The sequence below is a fragment of the Pseudomonas sp. W2Oct36 genome (genome assembly GCF_041060465.1).
In the GTDB taxonomy this organism is placed as follows: Bacteria; Pseudomonadota; Gammaproteobacteria; order Pseudomonadales; family Pseudomonadaceae; genus Aquipseudomonas; species Aquipseudomonas graminis_B.
Window position 1 is genome coordinate 178133 of record NZ_JAUERW010000001.1, and the last position, 14521, is coordinate 192653.

General features: G+C 53.9%; 12 protein-coding genes and 5 pseudogenes. 7 read left to right on the forward strand and 10 right to left on the reverse strand.

What is annotated here, in order from left to right; all coding sequences use genetic code 11:
- Positions 1-46 precede the first annotated feature (46 nt).
- From QWI18_RS00790 to QWI18_RS00800, 3 genes and pseudogenes are all read left to right on the forward strand, one after another.
- Positions 47-238 (forward strand): annotated as a pseudogene (locus QWI18_RS00790) (hypothetical protein); the annotation flags it as partial.
- Positions 239-689: 451 nt separating this feature from the next.
- Complete coding sequence (locus QWI18_RS00795) at positions 690-1883, forward strand: MFS transporter (RefSeq protein WP_369317932.1); 1194 nt, start codon at positions 690-692, stop codon at positions 1881-1883.
- Positions 1884-1980: 97 nt separating this feature from the next.
- Complete coding sequence (locus QWI18_RS00800) at positions 1981-3168, forward strand: MFS transporter (protein ID WP_369317933.1); 1188 nt, start codon at positions 1981-1983, stop codon at positions 3166-3168.
- Positions 3169-3558: 390 nt separating this feature from the next.
- Here QWI18_RS00800 and QWI18_RS00805 read toward each other — a convergent pair.
- Both QWI18_RS00805 and QWI18_RS00810 read right to left on the reverse strand, forming a co-directional pair.
- A pseudogene (locus tag QWI18_RS00805) lies at positions 3559-3886 on the reverse strand (IS3 family transposase); the annotation flags it as partial.
- A 30-nt stretch (positions 3887-3916) separates the two neighbouring features.
- Entirely contained in the window at positions 3917-5014 is a 1098-nt protein-coding gene (locus tag QWI18_RS00810) for an alpha/beta hydrolase (RefSeq protein ID WP_346631559.1), read from the reverse strand.
- A 405-nt stretch (positions 5015-5419) separates the two neighbouring features.
- Here QWI18_RS00810 and QWI18_RS00815 point away from each other — a divergent pair, with 405 nt between their 5' ends.
- Positions 5420-7447, forward strand: a complete 2028-nt coding sequence (locus tag QWI18_RS00815; protein ID WP_369317934.1) for a TonB-dependent receptor — start codon at positions 5420-5422, stop codon at positions 7445-7447.
- A 193-nt stretch (positions 7448-7640) separates the two neighbouring features.
- Here the strand turns inward: QWI18_RS00815 and QWI18_RS00820 are convergent, their stop codons facing one another.
- The 6 genes and pseudogenes from QWI18_RS00820 to QWI18_RS00845 all read right to left on the reverse strand — a co-directional run.
- Positions 7641-8180, reverse strand: coding sequence for a hypothetical protein (locus QWI18_RS00820; RefSeq protein WP_065986131.1), 540 nt, complete (start codon positions 8178-8180; stop codon positions 7641-7643).
- The gene (locus QWI18_RS00825) at positions 8177-8542 is read right to left on the reverse strand and encodes a hypothetical protein (protein ID WP_346631558.1); all 366 of its coding nucleotides are present in this window, start codon (positions 8540-8542) and stop codon (positions 8177-8179) included. The genes QWI18_RS00820 and QWI18_RS00825 overlap by 4 nt, the downstream gene beginning before the upstream one ends.
- A 68-nt stretch (positions 8543-8610) precedes the next feature.
- On the reverse strand, positions 8611-8958 hold the full coding sequence (locus tag QWI18_RS00830; protein WP_369317935.1) for a type II toxin-antitoxin system ChpB family toxin: 348 nt from the start codon (positions 8956-8958) through the stop codon (positions 8611-8613).
- Positions 8955-9209, reverse strand: coding sequence for an AbrB/MazE/SpoVT family DNA-binding domain-containing protein (locus tag QWI18_RS00835; RefSeq protein ID WP_369317936.1), 255 nt, complete (start codon positions 9207-9209; stop codon positions 8955-8957). Before QWI18_RS00835 ends, QWI18_RS00830 begins: the two co-directional genes overlap by 4 nt.
- Positions 9210-9308: 99 nt before the next feature.
- On the reverse strand, positions 9309-9581 hold the full coding sequence (locus QWI18_RS00840; RefSeq protein ID WP_346631566.1) for a hypothetical protein: 273 nt from the start codon (positions 9579-9581) through the stop codon (positions 9309-9311).
- A gap of 151 nt (positions 9582-9732) precedes the next feature.
- Positions 9733-9870 (reverse strand): annotated as a pseudogene (locus QWI18_RS00845) (response regulator); the annotation flags it as partial.
- Positions 9871-10085: 215 nt separating this feature from the next.
- Between QWI18_RS00845 and QWI18_RS00850 the strand changes: the two are divergent.
- Both QWI18_RS00850 and QWI18_RS00855 read left to right on the forward strand, forming a co-directional pair.
- Positions 10086-10268 (forward strand): annotated as a pseudogene (locus QWI18_RS00850) (integrase); the annotation flags it as partial.
- A 311-nt stretch (positions 10269-10579) separates the two neighbouring features.
- Positions 10580-10765 (forward strand): hypothetical protein, encoded by a 186-nt coding sequence (locus tag QWI18_RS00855; RefSeq protein ID WP_065986125.1) that lies wholly within the window; start codon positions 10580-10582, stop codon positions 10763-10765.
- Between the two features lie 365 nt (positions 10766-11130).
- Here the strand turns inward: QWI18_RS00855 and QWI18_RS00860 are convergent, their stop codons facing one another.
- A complete protein-coding gene (locus tag QWI18_RS00860) occupies positions 11131-13248 on the reverse strand; it encodes a bifunctional diguanylate cyclase/phosphodiesterase (RefSeq protein ID WP_065986124.1) in 2118 nt (705 codons plus the stop codon).
- A gap of 108 nt (positions 13249-13356) precedes the next feature.
- Here QWI18_RS00860 and QWI18_RS00865 point away from each other — a divergent pair.
- Positions 13357-13506, forward strand: a pseudogene (locus QWI18_RS00865) (integrase); the annotation flags it as partial.
- 83 nt (positions 13507-13589) lie between these two features.
- Here the strand turns inward: QWI18_RS00865 and QWI18_RS00870 are convergent.
- The gene (locus QWI18_RS00870) at positions 13590-13940 is read right to left on the reverse strand and encodes a hypothetical protein (protein WP_369317937.1); all 351 of its coding nucleotides are present in this window, start codon (positions 13938-13940) and stop codon (positions 13590-13592) included.
- Positions 13941-14521: the final 581 nt, after the last annotated feature.

Here is a 14521-nt window from a genome sequence, read left to right on the forward strand (position 1 = left end):
GCACTATCGGCAAGAAGCCGTTAAGCATGGCCAACAAGGAGAGAACATGAGTCAGCCTTGGCCATACGCCGGCGCCCGCTGGTAGAAATTCGATTTTCATACGCATACCCCAGCATCTAGGGATACGAGTGCTTGGCAAGCTGCGATTAGCCCCCTAACAAGCTGCCCCCCTGAAAAATGGCTACTTAAGTACATGGCCGCCGAAATGGACTGTGTAGCTGTCACCGATCACAGTAATCGGGCGTAAACAGAATGCGACTTCGCAAGCTAGGCAGGGCGAAGCCATCCGGATATTCCACTTACGGCCAATGGCGCGGCACTCAGTGCCAGCTGTTATCTGATTTGGCAACCCCCTACGCTGGTCGAACAGATGAGGTGAGTTGCTATATTTCCATTTGTCGCAGCCGTTATGAATTCCCGAATCACACATTCAATGTCAAGGTTCAGAGATAATCAATGCGCCGTAGTGACCGAGCCTAGAGGTCTCCTTGAATACAATCCGTACACAGGTTGGAGAATAGGGGGCTTGACGCCAAGTCCTGCGGCAAATTGTTCCATGGCTTGAAGCAGATGATGTCGTTTGGGTATATTCCCCAGTAGACATTGTGCTCTACAGCGCTTTGCGTAAGCGTTAACGTCAACCAACGCAACCATAGGGCAAATCCGTCCTTAAGTTGTGAGTGGTCTCTATGACGTCTTCCTCGTCGGCCGTTCGGGCCGGTACATCTGTATTAGCATCATCCTTGCTGCTCGGCATTCTGCTGATCGCTGCCAATTTGCGAGCGCCTATTACGTCGCTTGGCCCAGTATTGGATCAGGTGCAACATTATTTTTCTTTGAGTGCGGCTGCCGCGGGTTTCCTGAACGCGCTTCCACTTCTGATGTTCGCTTCTGCGTCGCCACTGGCTCCATGGCTCACGAGACGCTTCGGCCTTGAACAGGCTTTGTTTGGTGCGCTGTGTCTCATTGCTATGGGCTGCCTAATCCGGTCTAGCGGTACAGCTACCGGACTATGGGTCGGTACGCTTCTCATCGGCGGAGGTATCGCTACAGCCAACGTGCTCATTGTGCCCCTTGTGAAACGGGACTTCCCAACTCACGCAGCGCTGTGTATCGGTCTTTATGCTGCAATTATGGCGTTGATGGCTGCGCTTGCGAGTGGACTGTCAGCGCCTCTGTCCTCGTTATCAGGCTACACGTGGAAGGTATCCTTGGGAGTGTGGTTTGTCCTCGCCCTCGTAGCTATCGTTTGCTGGTTACCTCATCTCCGGCAGGCCCGCGGGCGTGTGGCGATACCAGCGCCACACGCCGCAAAGTCAGTCTGGGGAAGCACGATCGCATGGCAAGTCTCGATGTTTATGGCTTTACAGACTGTGACTTTCTACACCGTGATTGACTGGTACCCCGCGATGGCAAATTCAATAGGAATAGGGGCATCACAGTCGGGCTTGCACCTCTTTGCTTATCAAGCGGTCGCTGTCGTGGCTAACCTTTCCACTTCCGTCGCAATCAAGCGAATGAAAGATCAACGCCTAATGGGATTTCTATGCTCGCTGGCGGTGGCGATCGGTATGGCAGGGCTTGTGTGGGCTCCTTCAATGTCTTTGGTATGGCTGTTGTTTGCAGGCGTCGGGGCAGGTGCGTCTATGGTCACATGCCTGACTTTATTTGGTCTGCGCGTTCGTGATCACCACCAGGCAAGTTCGCTTTCGGCTATGGCACAGTGCGTAGGCTACGGTTTGGGGGCCGCGGGCCCATTCTTGGCAGGCTGGCTTCACAGCGTTTTCGGCACCTGGCAGGAATCGCTTTGGATGCTTTTGGTGGCGGCAGTTCTACAAATCTTCTTTGCCGTAATGGCGGGCCGTAATCGATTCATTGAGTAAAAGCATCACCGGTGCGGGGAGAGGGTTTCAAGGCTCTTCCGGACCGTGGATCCGCGCTCATTTTTCCTATTCTTTCTTCAAGATCAGAGCACTTCATATGTCTATCCAGCAAACACCCGCTTATGTTTTGCCTGTGCGTGCCGCGGTCAAGATGGAGGCTGCCATGGCGTTGGGCAGTTTCGCCATTGGTACGGGTGAGTTCGCCATTATGGGGTTGATGCCAGACATCGCCAGCAATTTGCATCTCAGTGAGCCTCAAGTGGGGCATGCCATCAGTGCCTACGCGTTGGGCGTAATGGTAGGGGCACCGTTGTTGGCGATCCTTGGTGCCAAGATGTTGCGTAAGCATCTTTTAATCCTGCTAATGGTTCTCTACGCGGTGGGCAACCTTGCCACTGCGTATACGCCGACGTTTGGTAGCTTGGTTGCATTTCGATTCATCAGCGGATTACCACACGGAGCGTATTTCGGTATTGCAGCAGTGGTGGCTTCAAGTATGGTGCCGGCGAATAAGCGTGCTGGAGCTGTAGCGCGCGTGATGATGGGGTTAACCCTAGCGATGCTACTTGGTAACCCTGTAGCTACATTTCTGGGGCAGTTCTTCGGCTGGCGTTCGGCGTTCGCGCTCGTAGGCGTCATTGCAGTTGCTACCATTGCCTTGGTGTGGCTCTTTGTTCCTGATCGTCGAGACGAAGTCCGTAGTGATCCACGTAAGGAGTTACAGGCGTTCAAGAAACCTCAGGTTTGGATGGCTCTGTCCATCGCTGCAATCGGCTTTTCAGGTATGTTCTCGGTTTTCAGCTACCTAGCGCCGACGATGCTTGAAGTAACCCGGACGTCCCCAGAGATGATTCCATTTGGGCTCGCAGCATTCGGCTTGGGCGGTATCATCGGCAATATCGTTGGCGGCAAATTGTTTGACCGTTTGCAATTCCGTGCGGTAGGGGTTGTTCTCGTATGGTCTATAGCCGTATTGATGTTCTTCCCTTTAGCCGCAGAATCGACCTGGGGGGTGATGCTGGGTGTTGGTCTAGTCGGGACAATGATTGCTTTAGCCGCTCCGCTTCAGATTCGGTTAATGGACATAGCCCACGAAGCGCCTAGCTTGGCGGCAGCGTCTAACCATGCTGCATTCAATCTTGCAAATGCGTTAGGCCCGTGGTTAGGGGGAATGGCGATCACAGCTGGCTTTGGCTGGACGAGCACTGGCTACATCGGCGCTGCGACCGCACTTGCAGGACTGGCGGTATATCTGATCGCTCGACGCATGAGAGGGGGCGAGTGACAGACTCATGGTTGGAGTTGCCGCCTGATGCAGGCCACATTCAGTAACAGCCACGAGTGCTTGGAGGGCTTGGCGGCCGTCGAGAGGTAAGGCTGCGTGGAACACGTGAGCCGCCCCTCCGCCCCCTGCGCAAGCCAGGCGATGCATTTAGAGATTTCATTTAGAGTGGGCAAAGAAAAAGGCAGGTAATACGCAGTAGGGATGATGGGCGGGGTGCCCGACTGCTGCCGACGACGAAGGGCTGCTTTGGGTCGAAAGCAGCCGGTTAGTTGGACTATGACTGGTCAACGGAGCCCGGGTTGCCGGCCACTAACAACCCTCAGCCTGCTGCAATCTCACCAGCCGGATGAAAATAGGCATTTAACGTAAACCCCGTTATGGAACGCGACATAAAAGCTTACGATCATAAGAGATACGTTTTTGTCGGGCAGATTGAGGCTCGCCCAGCCAGGCGTAGCAGCCGCTGGGGTGCACCCTGAGAGTTTGGCAAAGGCGCCGTACCGGGTAATCAGTTGGGTGCTTCTTGATGAACGCGTACTTCGGCCGCACTCTTTTGCATAGTAGGCGGCGGCTTTTTTTAGATGTCTCGCTCTTCATTCACACGCTTGAGTTCAGAGCGAAGTTGACGCATCTAGGCTTGCTGGTCATCGTCTTGCTGACGCTGCTCTTGGATGAGCTACGATTTGACCCAGCTGTAAGCCAAGGTACTGGCTGCTACGGTTTGACATCGCAGCAGCCAGAGGGCTGGTTAGAATGCTGCCTTCAGGCGAGCGCCGGCGTAGGCCTGTGCTTCCTGAGCCTTTTCCACCACCGCAGCGGTACCGAAAAACTCGTGGGTCACGCCGTCATACAGCTTGCGCTCCACGCTTACGCCCTGGTTTCGCAACGCCTGCTCCAGTTGCGCACCGTCATCACGCAGCGGGTCGATCTCGGCGTTGATCAGAGTCACTGGCGGCAGACCGTGAAGGTTGGCGTGCACAAGATCCAAACGTGGATCCTTCAGATCGGCAGAGCTCTTGGTCACATTGGCCACGAACCAAAGCATCATGGGGCGATTGAGTGGCTTGGCGTCAGCGTACTTCAAGTACGACTCAGTGTTGGTCGTGGTCTGTCCCACTGGGTATACAGCAATCACACTCTTGGGCGAGGTCAAGCCCTGGTCGCGTGCAGCCACAGCAGTGGCGAGCGCCAGATTGCCCCCGGCGCTTTCGCCGGCCAACGCTAGGCGCTTAGAGTCTCCGCCAATGCTAGCCGCGTTGGTAGTGAGCCAGCGGTAGGCAGCAACAGCGTCTAGATGGGCTGCCGGGAATTTATATTCAGGCGCGCGACGGTAGTCCACTGACACCACGATAGCATTGGCCTGCTTGGCCAGGCCGCGGGCGCCACCGTCATACACGGTGCGGTCCGCGATCACCCAACCGCCGCCGTGGAAATACAGTACTACCGGGAATGGTCCGTTACCAGCAGGGGTATAGACGGTTGCTGGCAAGTTCCCTGTAGCACCGGCTACGGTGATCTCACGGGTTGTCACGCCCGGGACCAGTGCTGTGGGGCTGCTGTCACGCTTCTGGTCGGCCAGTACCTGCTTTACACCATCTGCCACAGTAGGCTGCTTACGGGCTTCGTCCGGCGTGGTTTTTTCAATGGCTTTAGGATCGAAGGCCGCTTGGGCGTTGAGCACTTTCTGCATGTCGCTGTCAGTGCGGAACAAGCTCTTGGTCGAGCTGACAGCTAATTCCGACAAAGTAGGTTTTTCCGGATCGCGAGCGCAACCGGCCAAGGTTGCCAAGCTGACGGCGGTTACTGCAGCAACCAGGGCACAACGTATTGGATGGGAAGAACGCATGGTGAATCCTCGATGGGTGCAGCTATGGCCACGAAGTGGCGGCGGGCGCTGCAGAAGCCGCGCCTACGCTTTGTCCGAGGAAAACAAGTAGTGTTCAAGGCAGACAGCGTTTATACGGATCAGCGGTAGGGAGCTAAATCCAACGCTGCTGGCCGACTTTTCCCACTACGCGGTCGGCCACTAGTTGCCGTTTTCTAATCTTCCAATGCCAGGCTTTCCATACAGCCAGGGCATACCGCACGCCCGGTAATGATCACCGATTGCGGACCGATTCAGGTGGGCTGAGATAAGCCAGCCTCGCGCTCGGTTATGACTTCCTCAATCAGTCGGCAATCCAAACAATTGCACCTTAAAAGTTATGTTATAACATGTCCGATATTTTTCATTGTCCCCAAGGAAACCTGCATGTCTCGCTGCCCCAAATTGCAATTCTGGCGCCTCCCGCCCATTGCAACAGCTTTAATGATTGCATCGCCGGCCTACGCCATAGAAGTAGATCCACAAGTGATTACCGCGAATCCACTAGGTAGCGAGCAGCTGGCTTTGCCGAGCACTGTCCTCACCGGAGATAAACTGACCCTTGCGCAGAGGGGCAGTTTGGGCGAAACCTTGAACAATCAACCAGCCGTGTCGTCGTCTTATTTCGGACCAGGCGCCAGTCGGCCAATCATCCGCGGGTTGGACGGCGATCGAATCAGGATCTTGCGTAATGGCGTTGGCGCACTGGATGCGTCGTCGCTTTCTTACGACCATGCGGTGCCGCTGGATCCTGTCAATGTTGATCGCATCGAAATCGTGCGTGGCCCCGCTGCATTGTTATATGGAGGCAGTGCCATTGGCGGCGTGGTAAATACATTGGACAACCGCATTCCTGTTGAATCCATCGAAGGCATACACGGTTCCGGTGAATTGCGATATGGCGGTGCCGACACCACGCGTAGTAGCGCCGGAAAGCTGGAAGCCGGCAACGGTCAATTTGCGCTGCACATCGATGCCAATGCTCGTAATTTTAATGACCTGCGTATCCCGGGCTACGCTCGCACCTCTGATCAACGGACCCGCGAAGAGAGAGACGATGAAAAACATCGCCTCGGCAACAGCGACGGGCGCCAAGAAGGTGGTGCCGTAGGTGGCTCCTACATATGGGATGACGGTTATGCCGGAGTGTCCTACAGCAATTACGACTCTAACTACGGATCGCCTGCCGAGCAGGACGTACGCATCCGCATGGAGCAAGATCACTACGCGTTTGCTTCTGAGGTCCGCAATCTGTCCGGTCCCTTCACATCTGTGAAATTAGACGCAGGGTACACAGACTACAAACACATGGAGATTGAAGACGGCGAGATAGGCACCACCTTCAAAAACAAGGGTTATGAGACTCGGGTGGAGGCCCGCCATCAGCCGATAGGACCGCTTAATGGTGTGGTGGGTGCGCAGTTGACGCGCGGTGAGTTTTCCGCGCTTGGTGACGAAGCATTTGTGCCGCAGACCGATACCAATGCTGGAGCTCTGTTCATTCTCGAAGAACTGCAATCCAGTGACCGACTCATGCTGAGCTTGGGCGGTCGCCTGGAGCACACGACAGTCGATCCGGATGCTAAGGGCAACATGCGGTTTAATAGCGCTGATCGCTCTAGCAGTTTTACTACTGGTAGCTTGTCGTCAGGCGCGGTGTATACGCTTACGCCGGTCTGGTCATTGGCAGCAACTCTGGGCTATACCGAACGTGCGCCAACGTTTTACGAGCTGTACGCCAACGGTGCACACGTTGCTACAGGCACTTACGAGGTAGGTGACGTTGACTTATCCAAGGAAAAAGCAGTGTCCAGCGACTTGGCGCTACGGTTTGACAATGGCGCCCATAAGGGCAGCGTAGGCGTATTTTATAGCCATTTTTCGAATTACATTGGGCTATTGAGTAGCGGCCGATCGCTCAACGACGAGGGTGAAGAGGACGCCGACGGCATCCCTGAATTCACCTACTCAGGCGTACGTGCTCGATTTGCCGGTTTCGAAGCACAGGATCATTGGAAGCTGGCTGAGACTCGCTACGGTAACATTGCGCTGGAGCTTTCCGGTGACTATACCCGCGCTAAGAATCTGGACACTGGCGAGGCTTTGCCGCGTATCGCCCCCCTGCGACTGAACAGTGGGCTGCTGTGGGAGCTGGACAAATGGCAGGCCAGGGTCGACGTCGAGCATGCGAGCTCGCAGCACAACGTGCCGGATAATGAATCCGGAACTGACGGCTATACGACTTTAGGCGCGAGTGCAGGGTACAAATTTGACCTGGGCGGTAGCCAATGGCTGGCATTCGTTAATGGTGAAAACTTGACGAATCAGACTGTGAGGTACGCCAGCTCAATTCTTCGCGATATTGCGCCTGCTCAGGGAAGAAGTGTCGAAGTTGGTTTGCGAACAAACTTCTAACCTGCTTTCACCCAACCGCCGATACCACGTATCGGCGACCTGAGCTCAGCATGTAAAATGGTCCGCACGCGACGGCCACTCTATCAAGCTCTGTTCTGATTGCATTCAAGATGTTTCCATTGTCGCGGAGCTGGTAGTGGGCAAGGTGACTTTTCGCCCTAAAAGGCATCAGCCCGCAAATCCTAGGACACATTTATCTGACTTCAAGCTCAGCCACCGAGCTTAGCTCGCCTCTGAGAATGCTTTGATGAAGCTGATTGATGTGCTCGACCGCGTTCTGACCTTGTGCCAGATGGTGCACGTAGATTTCGCTTGTCTTGGTAAAACGGTGGCCAATACGCACGGTATAGGAGCGGAACATCCAGCTGAGAAAACCTGTGTAATACATAGCATCTTCAATGTCCCGCCACTTCACGCCACGAACTCCTTTGCTCCAAGGCAAAATCCCCCGGTACAGCCAAACTCCAACGTCATCCGTGTAAACCCGCACGCTTCTGAGAAAGAGGATTTTGTAGATACAGAGAGGCAGCGAAACTACCAGAACAAACACGCTCACTGCCATGCCGAGCCGAAAAGCAGCATCCGTTTGCGCGTTGTGTAACGTCCACCCGCCAATGCTAATTGAAACAGCAATGAAAAAAATTATCGTCAAGACGGTGCTGACATAGGCCAACCAGGACAGTCGATACCCTGCATGTGCAGACTCAATGCTGGGGCTTTCGTATCCATTCATGAGGCATTCCTTAACAAGTTATGTGTGCCCTGCCCTTGGTTACAAGGATTGCCAGTACCCGGGGCTTGGGGTGCAGCAAAGTGTCTTTTCATCGGCCAATCCGCGTCTTGCATTGAAGAAGCCGCGCTGCGCTCGGCCTTGCCAATAACGTGGTGGACAATAGGAATCAAGGCAGATTGGGCATCTTCGTACGCCTGCCCGGTTTGGCTTATGGCTTCGTAAGTGCGCTGTAGCCCACCTGCGTCATGGGGGTGATGATTGCGCTCCCGTGCATAGGCTTGGCCAGCATCACTGTAAGCCGCAAAAGCAGCCTGCACTGAGTCGATCGTAGGCTTGATTTCGTCGGGGTCGATCATCGGCATGACATTGATCCCTTGTTACAAGGCAAGATAGAAATGCAATTTTGGTCAGGCGTTTGATCATTTTTTCTTTACTCAATCAGCACTTGAATGCGGGCCAGTACATCGTCCATCACCACCTCGGGGACCGCCTCTACGCGCTTACCCCCACGGGCCTCAAGGTCAACGGTGCGGATTTGATTACACAACACCACACCTTGCGTCTCGGTGCCGGAACCGCTCAGTGGCACGGCAAAGCCGGCATATCGGGCAAAATCCCCGTCTTGGGTGATGGGCGCGATCAGGACCAAGCCCGACACGTTGAACGCCGCAGGCGAAATGATCAGCGCCGGACGAAAATCGCCTTGCTGCTCACGGCCAGCGGTGGGATTCATGTTCAAGCGCACAATATCGCCACGGTTTAATTTGGCTCGCTTCACGCTTCACGCCCAACGGCTGACATCGCATTCCACGCTGCCATGTCGGCAGGATCCGGCGCGCTCAAGTCACACTGCGCCATGAGCTCGGCCAGCGCGTAATGCGGCTTGGCCTTCGCAGGCTTGAGCGTCATAACCTCGGCGGATACATCGAGTTTCAACACATCGCCACTAACCAGATTCATCAGCTTAAGCACGGTTGCAGGCAAGCGTATCGCCGCGCTATTGCCCCACTGCTGCACTTTGACTTCCATAACAGCCTCCTAAAAAGTATACACATTGTAGATACCAAAAACACTAACCGCAAGCTTTTTGTATAAACATAGTATCTACAATGCCAGCTCCAAAGCGCGTCAGTGACCTCGTGCCTTAAGGGCAGAAATGCGCTCGATCCATACGCCATGCACCTGAGCCTCGAGAAATAGGTACACATCGGGTTCGATTGCCTGCATGTCCTGCAGGGCCTGGATAAAACCGCGACAGAACTGATAGCCATATTCGACCTGAACCTCGGTCTGGCTGCTATACAGGTCGCGCAGGGCCACGCGCCAGGTGGCATAGGCCTGCTCACTCAAACCACGCGGCAGATCCGAGGTGTCCAGAAAATCGAGATCGGCAGGTGGCATAACCAGCTCCTAGGAGGAAAGGGACCAGGGCGCAGCAACAGGGCGGGCTTATGGTACGTCAATCCCAAGGCTTGTTACGTCTAGCAAGCAGCAAAAAAACCGCCTAGGCGGGTCCTGATGTGGGACCAACTAAACATAGTACCCGACATATCTAACCGCGATCAGTGGCCGTTTTGAGCATGTGCCTAGCTGTCTGAACCAGCTGGTCCAAACTCCAAGGCTTTTGCAGGAACGCGACTCCGGCAGGCAGATCATGACTCACTTCGGCTTCGTAGCCTGTGGTCACTATAAATGAGGGACTGGCATCTGGAGATGGCCGCCGAGCTGGAACGCTGCGGTAGGTTCCAGCAGGCCCGCATTCATATAACGCTCGCCAGTCTGTTAAAGCCCGCTGTGACACTTCCTGCCGTATGAATCAGTACAGAAAGCAGGCAATCGAGGTGGCTCAGATGGCAACAAGATCCGGTATGCGTTTGCGGCCATGATCAGCAGGACAGCACGGCTCCCCTCTTCCACCCGCTGCGCGGCCGCGCAACGGGTGCAGGGATCAGCGCCGACGGCCTCTATGCGGTGGTAGGGCACTACGCCAGAGCTGCAGGGGTAGAGGTTGCGGGACTCGTACACGGGCTGCGCGCAACGGCAGCCACCAATGCCCTGGAACACGAGGCGGATATCGCCAAGGTGCAGCCATGGCGTAAGCGGATGGCGAACACACCTACCGAACTCTAGCATTAAAGGGGATCGGGTCTGCCCGAGGGGATGCGCTTTATCTGCACACCGTCTCGAACACACCGCCATCTCGGCGACTTTGCTGCATTCAGCTCCGCCATCCTGCGCAGGGATGCAGCGCTGAGATGCACCTGTTCCAGAAATTATCGGGCGCGTCGGCGGCAAGGAAAATTAATCTCACGCCCGCGCGTGGGAGGTGAGCATTATCCTCGCGATCAGTTTTTTTCTAGAGCTTTGATATACCCAGGCACAGCTAAGGATGGGGCCTGATGGCGATCTTCAGAAGCTCGGGCTTCATGAGCCTCAGCATAGTCCTTATCAGCCTGAGCCTTCTCATCAGCGGCCTGCCCGGGATTACCCTCAACCTGTTTTTGATCAGACGCTTGTTAATGCTTGTTGGCATCTTGCGTGTGGTCTTCGGACGATTTTTCACAGCCAGGCAAGCCAAGCGCTAATGCGAAGAGTAAAGGTAAGGGAAGTGCCTTGATCATGGAAATGCCCTCTAGGTTATCAATAACCTATTGATCTGCATGGCACAATCTTAGTTCAACATACGCTTTACCTGATGAACGGAGTACTCGTAGTGCCAAACGTTCAGATCAGGCCCGATACGCTACCACGTGGTCCATTCGCACACCGCAAATCCACGGCAAAGTGCCTAGCGAGTAGGCTGAGGCGGCTGAACACAAGAACCACTTCCTAAGTGATCCGGCGGTTGCACTCTCTATTTGGCATCCGATACAACAGTATGTGGGGTAGCAAAAGGAGCGGGCTTTAGATTATCGAGAACGTTGACTAATAATCTTAGCAGTAAGTTCAGTCAGTTACCTAACACTATATGAAGATGACAATGGGGCGCCAGCGACTGCGTGGGGGGTAACGAGTCACAAGAAAATGTATTCGGTTGAGGACGTCCAAGATAATACCCTTGCGCATGGTCATAGCCTAGAGTACGCAACAACTCGAGATCCTGAGCAGTCTCAACGCCTTCCGCTAACACTTTGAGATCAAATGCATGCCCCAGTTTCAAAAGGGCCGTCAACACCTCCTCGCGTTGGGCTTTGTTTTCAATTCTGAGTACCTGACGGTCAACCTTCAAACAATGGAATGGAAGCTTCAGTAAATAAGCCAAGTTGGCATGACCTTGACCGAAATCGTCCAGAGCCAGTCGTACGCCCAAGTTGCAGAGACCGGAAACTGTACTCAATAGTTGATCATTTATACGCAGAGGCACGCCTTCGGTTACTTCCAATATTAGCCGATGGCTCGCGAGACCATGTTTAAGTAATGCACCCGCCACTTTCATCGGAAAATCTGTGTTGGCAAGCTGTATAGGTGAAAGGTTCACTGATATGTTGACAGCGTCATGCCAGCGGCTGGCCGCTTCACAGGATTTATCCAAAACCCAGTCACCTACAGCATTAATCAGCCCGCTGCGTTCTGCCATTGCGATGAATAAATCAGGTGGCACATTTCCGAGCTTGGGATGCAGCCAGCGAATAAGGCTTTCGTATCCAGTGAGCTGATAAGGTTCGAGTTGATACAGCGGTTGGAAGTGCAGGTCGAATTGGTCTGTTGCTAACGCCTCTCGGATATCCTCCGGGGTTAGAAGCGACTCATCGTTTTGAGAAAAAATAAATCCCGTATCCTCTAGACGATTGCGGCCACCTCTTTTAGCTCGATACAGAGCTTTGTCAGCCTGATCCAGAAGTGAGGTGCTATCGGTTAGCGCACTACTCGCACTGTGCGCTAATCCGATGCTGACAGTGATGACCGAGATGCCGTCTGTACGTCCCAGATGGGCGATGTTTAGTTCACGTATGGTTTGCAATACGTGGTGAGCGATCCTGCGGGCCTCATCATGAGAGGTATCTGGCAAAACGGCAATGAACTCTTCACCGCCGAATCGTGCTACGGCGCAAGGCGAAATGAAGCAACTGCCCAGAGCCGTGGCAACAGCTCTCAAGCACTCATCGCCCATAAGATGTCCATAATGGTCGTTAAAGCGTTTGAAATGGTCTATATCGATCAAAAATAATGCGCCCTCGGACTGTCCATCCAAATGCTTTGCCGTAAGCGCATCCAGTTGCGGTTGTATGTGCCTACGGTTAGCCAGACCGGTCAGCGAGTCGGTCTCTGAAAGGCGTTGCAAGTCACTATTGGCATCTGTGAGACTAGAGGCTCTGGTTTCCTCACGTAGCCAATACAGGTAACTTCGTCTGGCTTCGGCGTTGGACCAGTAGTTGCCGAGCAATGAGAAAAAAGATGAGGATCCTATAGCGGTCATTATCAAGCCGCCAGCACTCAGGGAAATCGGGGCTGTATGCACACCCCAAGCTGTGATGGTTAAGCAAAATATGTTGTATATCAAAGCAATATTAAAAGGGCTTTTCATGCACGTATTGACATAAATAAGCATCAGCGGCCAACAAAACATGAACAGTGACTGCTCACCCGAAACAGGTTGTTCACCGTTAATTACTACGTTGTAAGCGGCTATAAATCCGGTGTATGAGGGCAACATGGAAACGTATTCTCTCCAGTGCTCCGATAACTTCTTTAGAAGCAACACACCCAGTAGAGTGCTTGGTACACATGTTCCGACCATCTGCAAAATTGCTGATACCAAATCCTTCGGATTTATGATGACCATCCATAGTGAAAAACTACCGAATGTGAAACCTCCCAAGATCAAGCACAGAATCAGGTGGTGCCGGCGGGTAGTATGGATATCGCTCTGATAACGTAGCTCCAATTGCTCAGAGAAGCGTGCAGCGCTAGTTGTTTTCTCGAGTTCTCGTTCAATCTGGCTAGCGTCTAACATAGAAAATTCCACAGCATGCACTAATGAGGCCTTGTCATGGCTATAAGCCACCATTCTACCTTGCTGCGGGTGTCGAGCCACTGGAATCTGCCCGGCGGTGATCTCCCGATTCATCTCCTGTGAAAACGAGCCTAGTTGAGATCTCGTCGATCAACTGACCGTCCGGGTGCACATTTCGCGAAACTGACTGAAGACACCGCCAATGATCGTGACTAATTCGAGCTGGACAATCCCCGGACAAGCCGTGCCTATCAAAATGACCTGGAAGGCTTTTGAGAGTTTGTCGATCTGGCTTTGACCGATGAGTTTCGTGCGGTGACCCGAACGCACGTGCTCGCTGGGCGCGTCCAGCTCAAACATCGCGGTTTGGCTATTACTGTAACCGTCGTGAGCGATTCATGTTTAGTCGAGAGTAGGTACGTCCCACATGACAGATGTCATGAGACGCCTGGTGATCAATTGCCGGTTCGCTGCAACCCCCGAATCGGGGGGTTTTCGTGCCTCCTAGGGGTGCAGTGGCCCAATTGCGCCAAGAAGAAATCGTGGTCGGCCCTGTGCAGGGCGCCCGGCTCGAGCGCTTCGCGCAACACCATCGTCAGTCGGCTGTGCCATTCCCCGCTCTGCACTAGGGCCACGTCCATGACCTTGTCGAGGCGCATGACCAGATCCTTTCTGCAGCGACCTTGAAGCTGTTCTTTGCAGATGTAGAAAAAGTACCGAACACGCTGTGGGTACAGCACATTGGAATAGACCATCATGGCTTGCATCGCTTCACTTGCGCCGAGGTCCAGCGGGATCACAAACACGTTTGACTCCTTTGATGGGTCATTTTTCGGGCAAGTCTAACGTTTCACTGACCGACCCATACCGAGTGCGGCGCTGGCTTCAGAAAGATTGACCTTTTGGGGCTCTATTCCAGAGTGCGACCTGGCGTCAACTATAGGAACCTTGGGACAGTGCTGGACAGCAGCTGCAATCGCCTGCAGGCAGACTGCCACGACGCTACCAATGATGCTGTCGTTCCTGTCGGGATGCGATTTCAAAATGCATTCATTCATTGAAGGCAAGAGTCTGCAACTGACGCTGGGGGTATTGATTATGACGTCATCTCCAAGCCTAACATTCCGACAGATCTGGCCAGGAAAGTCCCGCAAGTCATGCAGGCTCCCAACGGAGTAAGCTAAACGGAATGCTTCAGTGTTGGTAGTGTGCCCTGGAGATGCGAGCTCACCACGACCCGAAACGACCTAAGGGAGGGCAGCTCTCCGCCATAACGCCTCACTACCCTAGAGTGATCTATAGCGTTATCGGGCCTTAGCAGTACGAGACCTAGCCCGCCAGGCCTTCCTGCCTCCCCTGGCGTGCTCCTTCCTTGATGTTTCTTGCC

What these genes read in the sequence shown, in the direction of transcription:
- QWI18_RS00840 (WP_346631566.1), bottom strand. Translation starts at nt 9,581, where the DNA reads ATGCCACCTGCCGATCTCGATTTTCTGGACACCTCGGATCTGCCGCGT.
- QWI18_RS00825 (WP_346631558.1), bottom strand. Translation starts at nt 8,542, where the DNA reads ATGCCGATGATCGACCCCGACGAAATCAAGCCTACGATCGACTCAGTG.
- QWI18_RS00795 (WP_369317932.1), top strand. Translation starts at nt 690, where the DNA reads ATGACGTCTTCCTCGTCGGCCGTTCGGGCCGGTACATCTGTATTAGCA.
- QWI18_RS00835 (WP_369317936.1), bottom strand. Translation starts at nt 9,209, where the DNA reads ATGGAAGTCAAAGTGCAGCAGTGGGGCAATAGCGCGGCGATACGCTTG.
- QWI18_RS00815 (WP_369317934.1), top strand. Translation starts at nt 5,420, where the DNA reads ATGTCTCGCTGCCCCAAATTGCAATTCTGGCGCCTCCCGCCCATTGCA.
- QWI18_RS00800 (WP_369317933.1), top strand. Translation starts at nt 1,981, where the DNA reads ATGTCTATCCAGCAAACACCCGCTTATGTTTTGCCTGTGCGTGCCGCG.
- QWI18_RS00855 (WP_065986125.1), top strand. Translation starts at nt 10,580, where the DNA reads ATGGCGATCTTCAGAAGCTCGGGCTTCATGAGCCTCAGCATAGTCCTT.
- QWI18_RS00810 (WP_346631559.1), bottom strand. Translation starts at nt 5,014, where the DNA reads ATGCGTTCTTCCCATCCAATACGTTGTGCCCTGGTTGCTGCAGTAACC.
- QWI18_RS00860 (WP_065986124.1), bottom strand. Translation starts at nt 13,248, where the DNA reads ATGAATCGGGAGATCACCGCCGGGCAGATTCCAGTGGCTCGACACCCG.
- QWI18_RS00820 (WP_065986131.1), bottom strand. Translation starts at nt 8,180, where the DNA reads ATGAATGGATACGAAAGCCCCAGCATTGAGTCTGCACATGCAGGGTAT.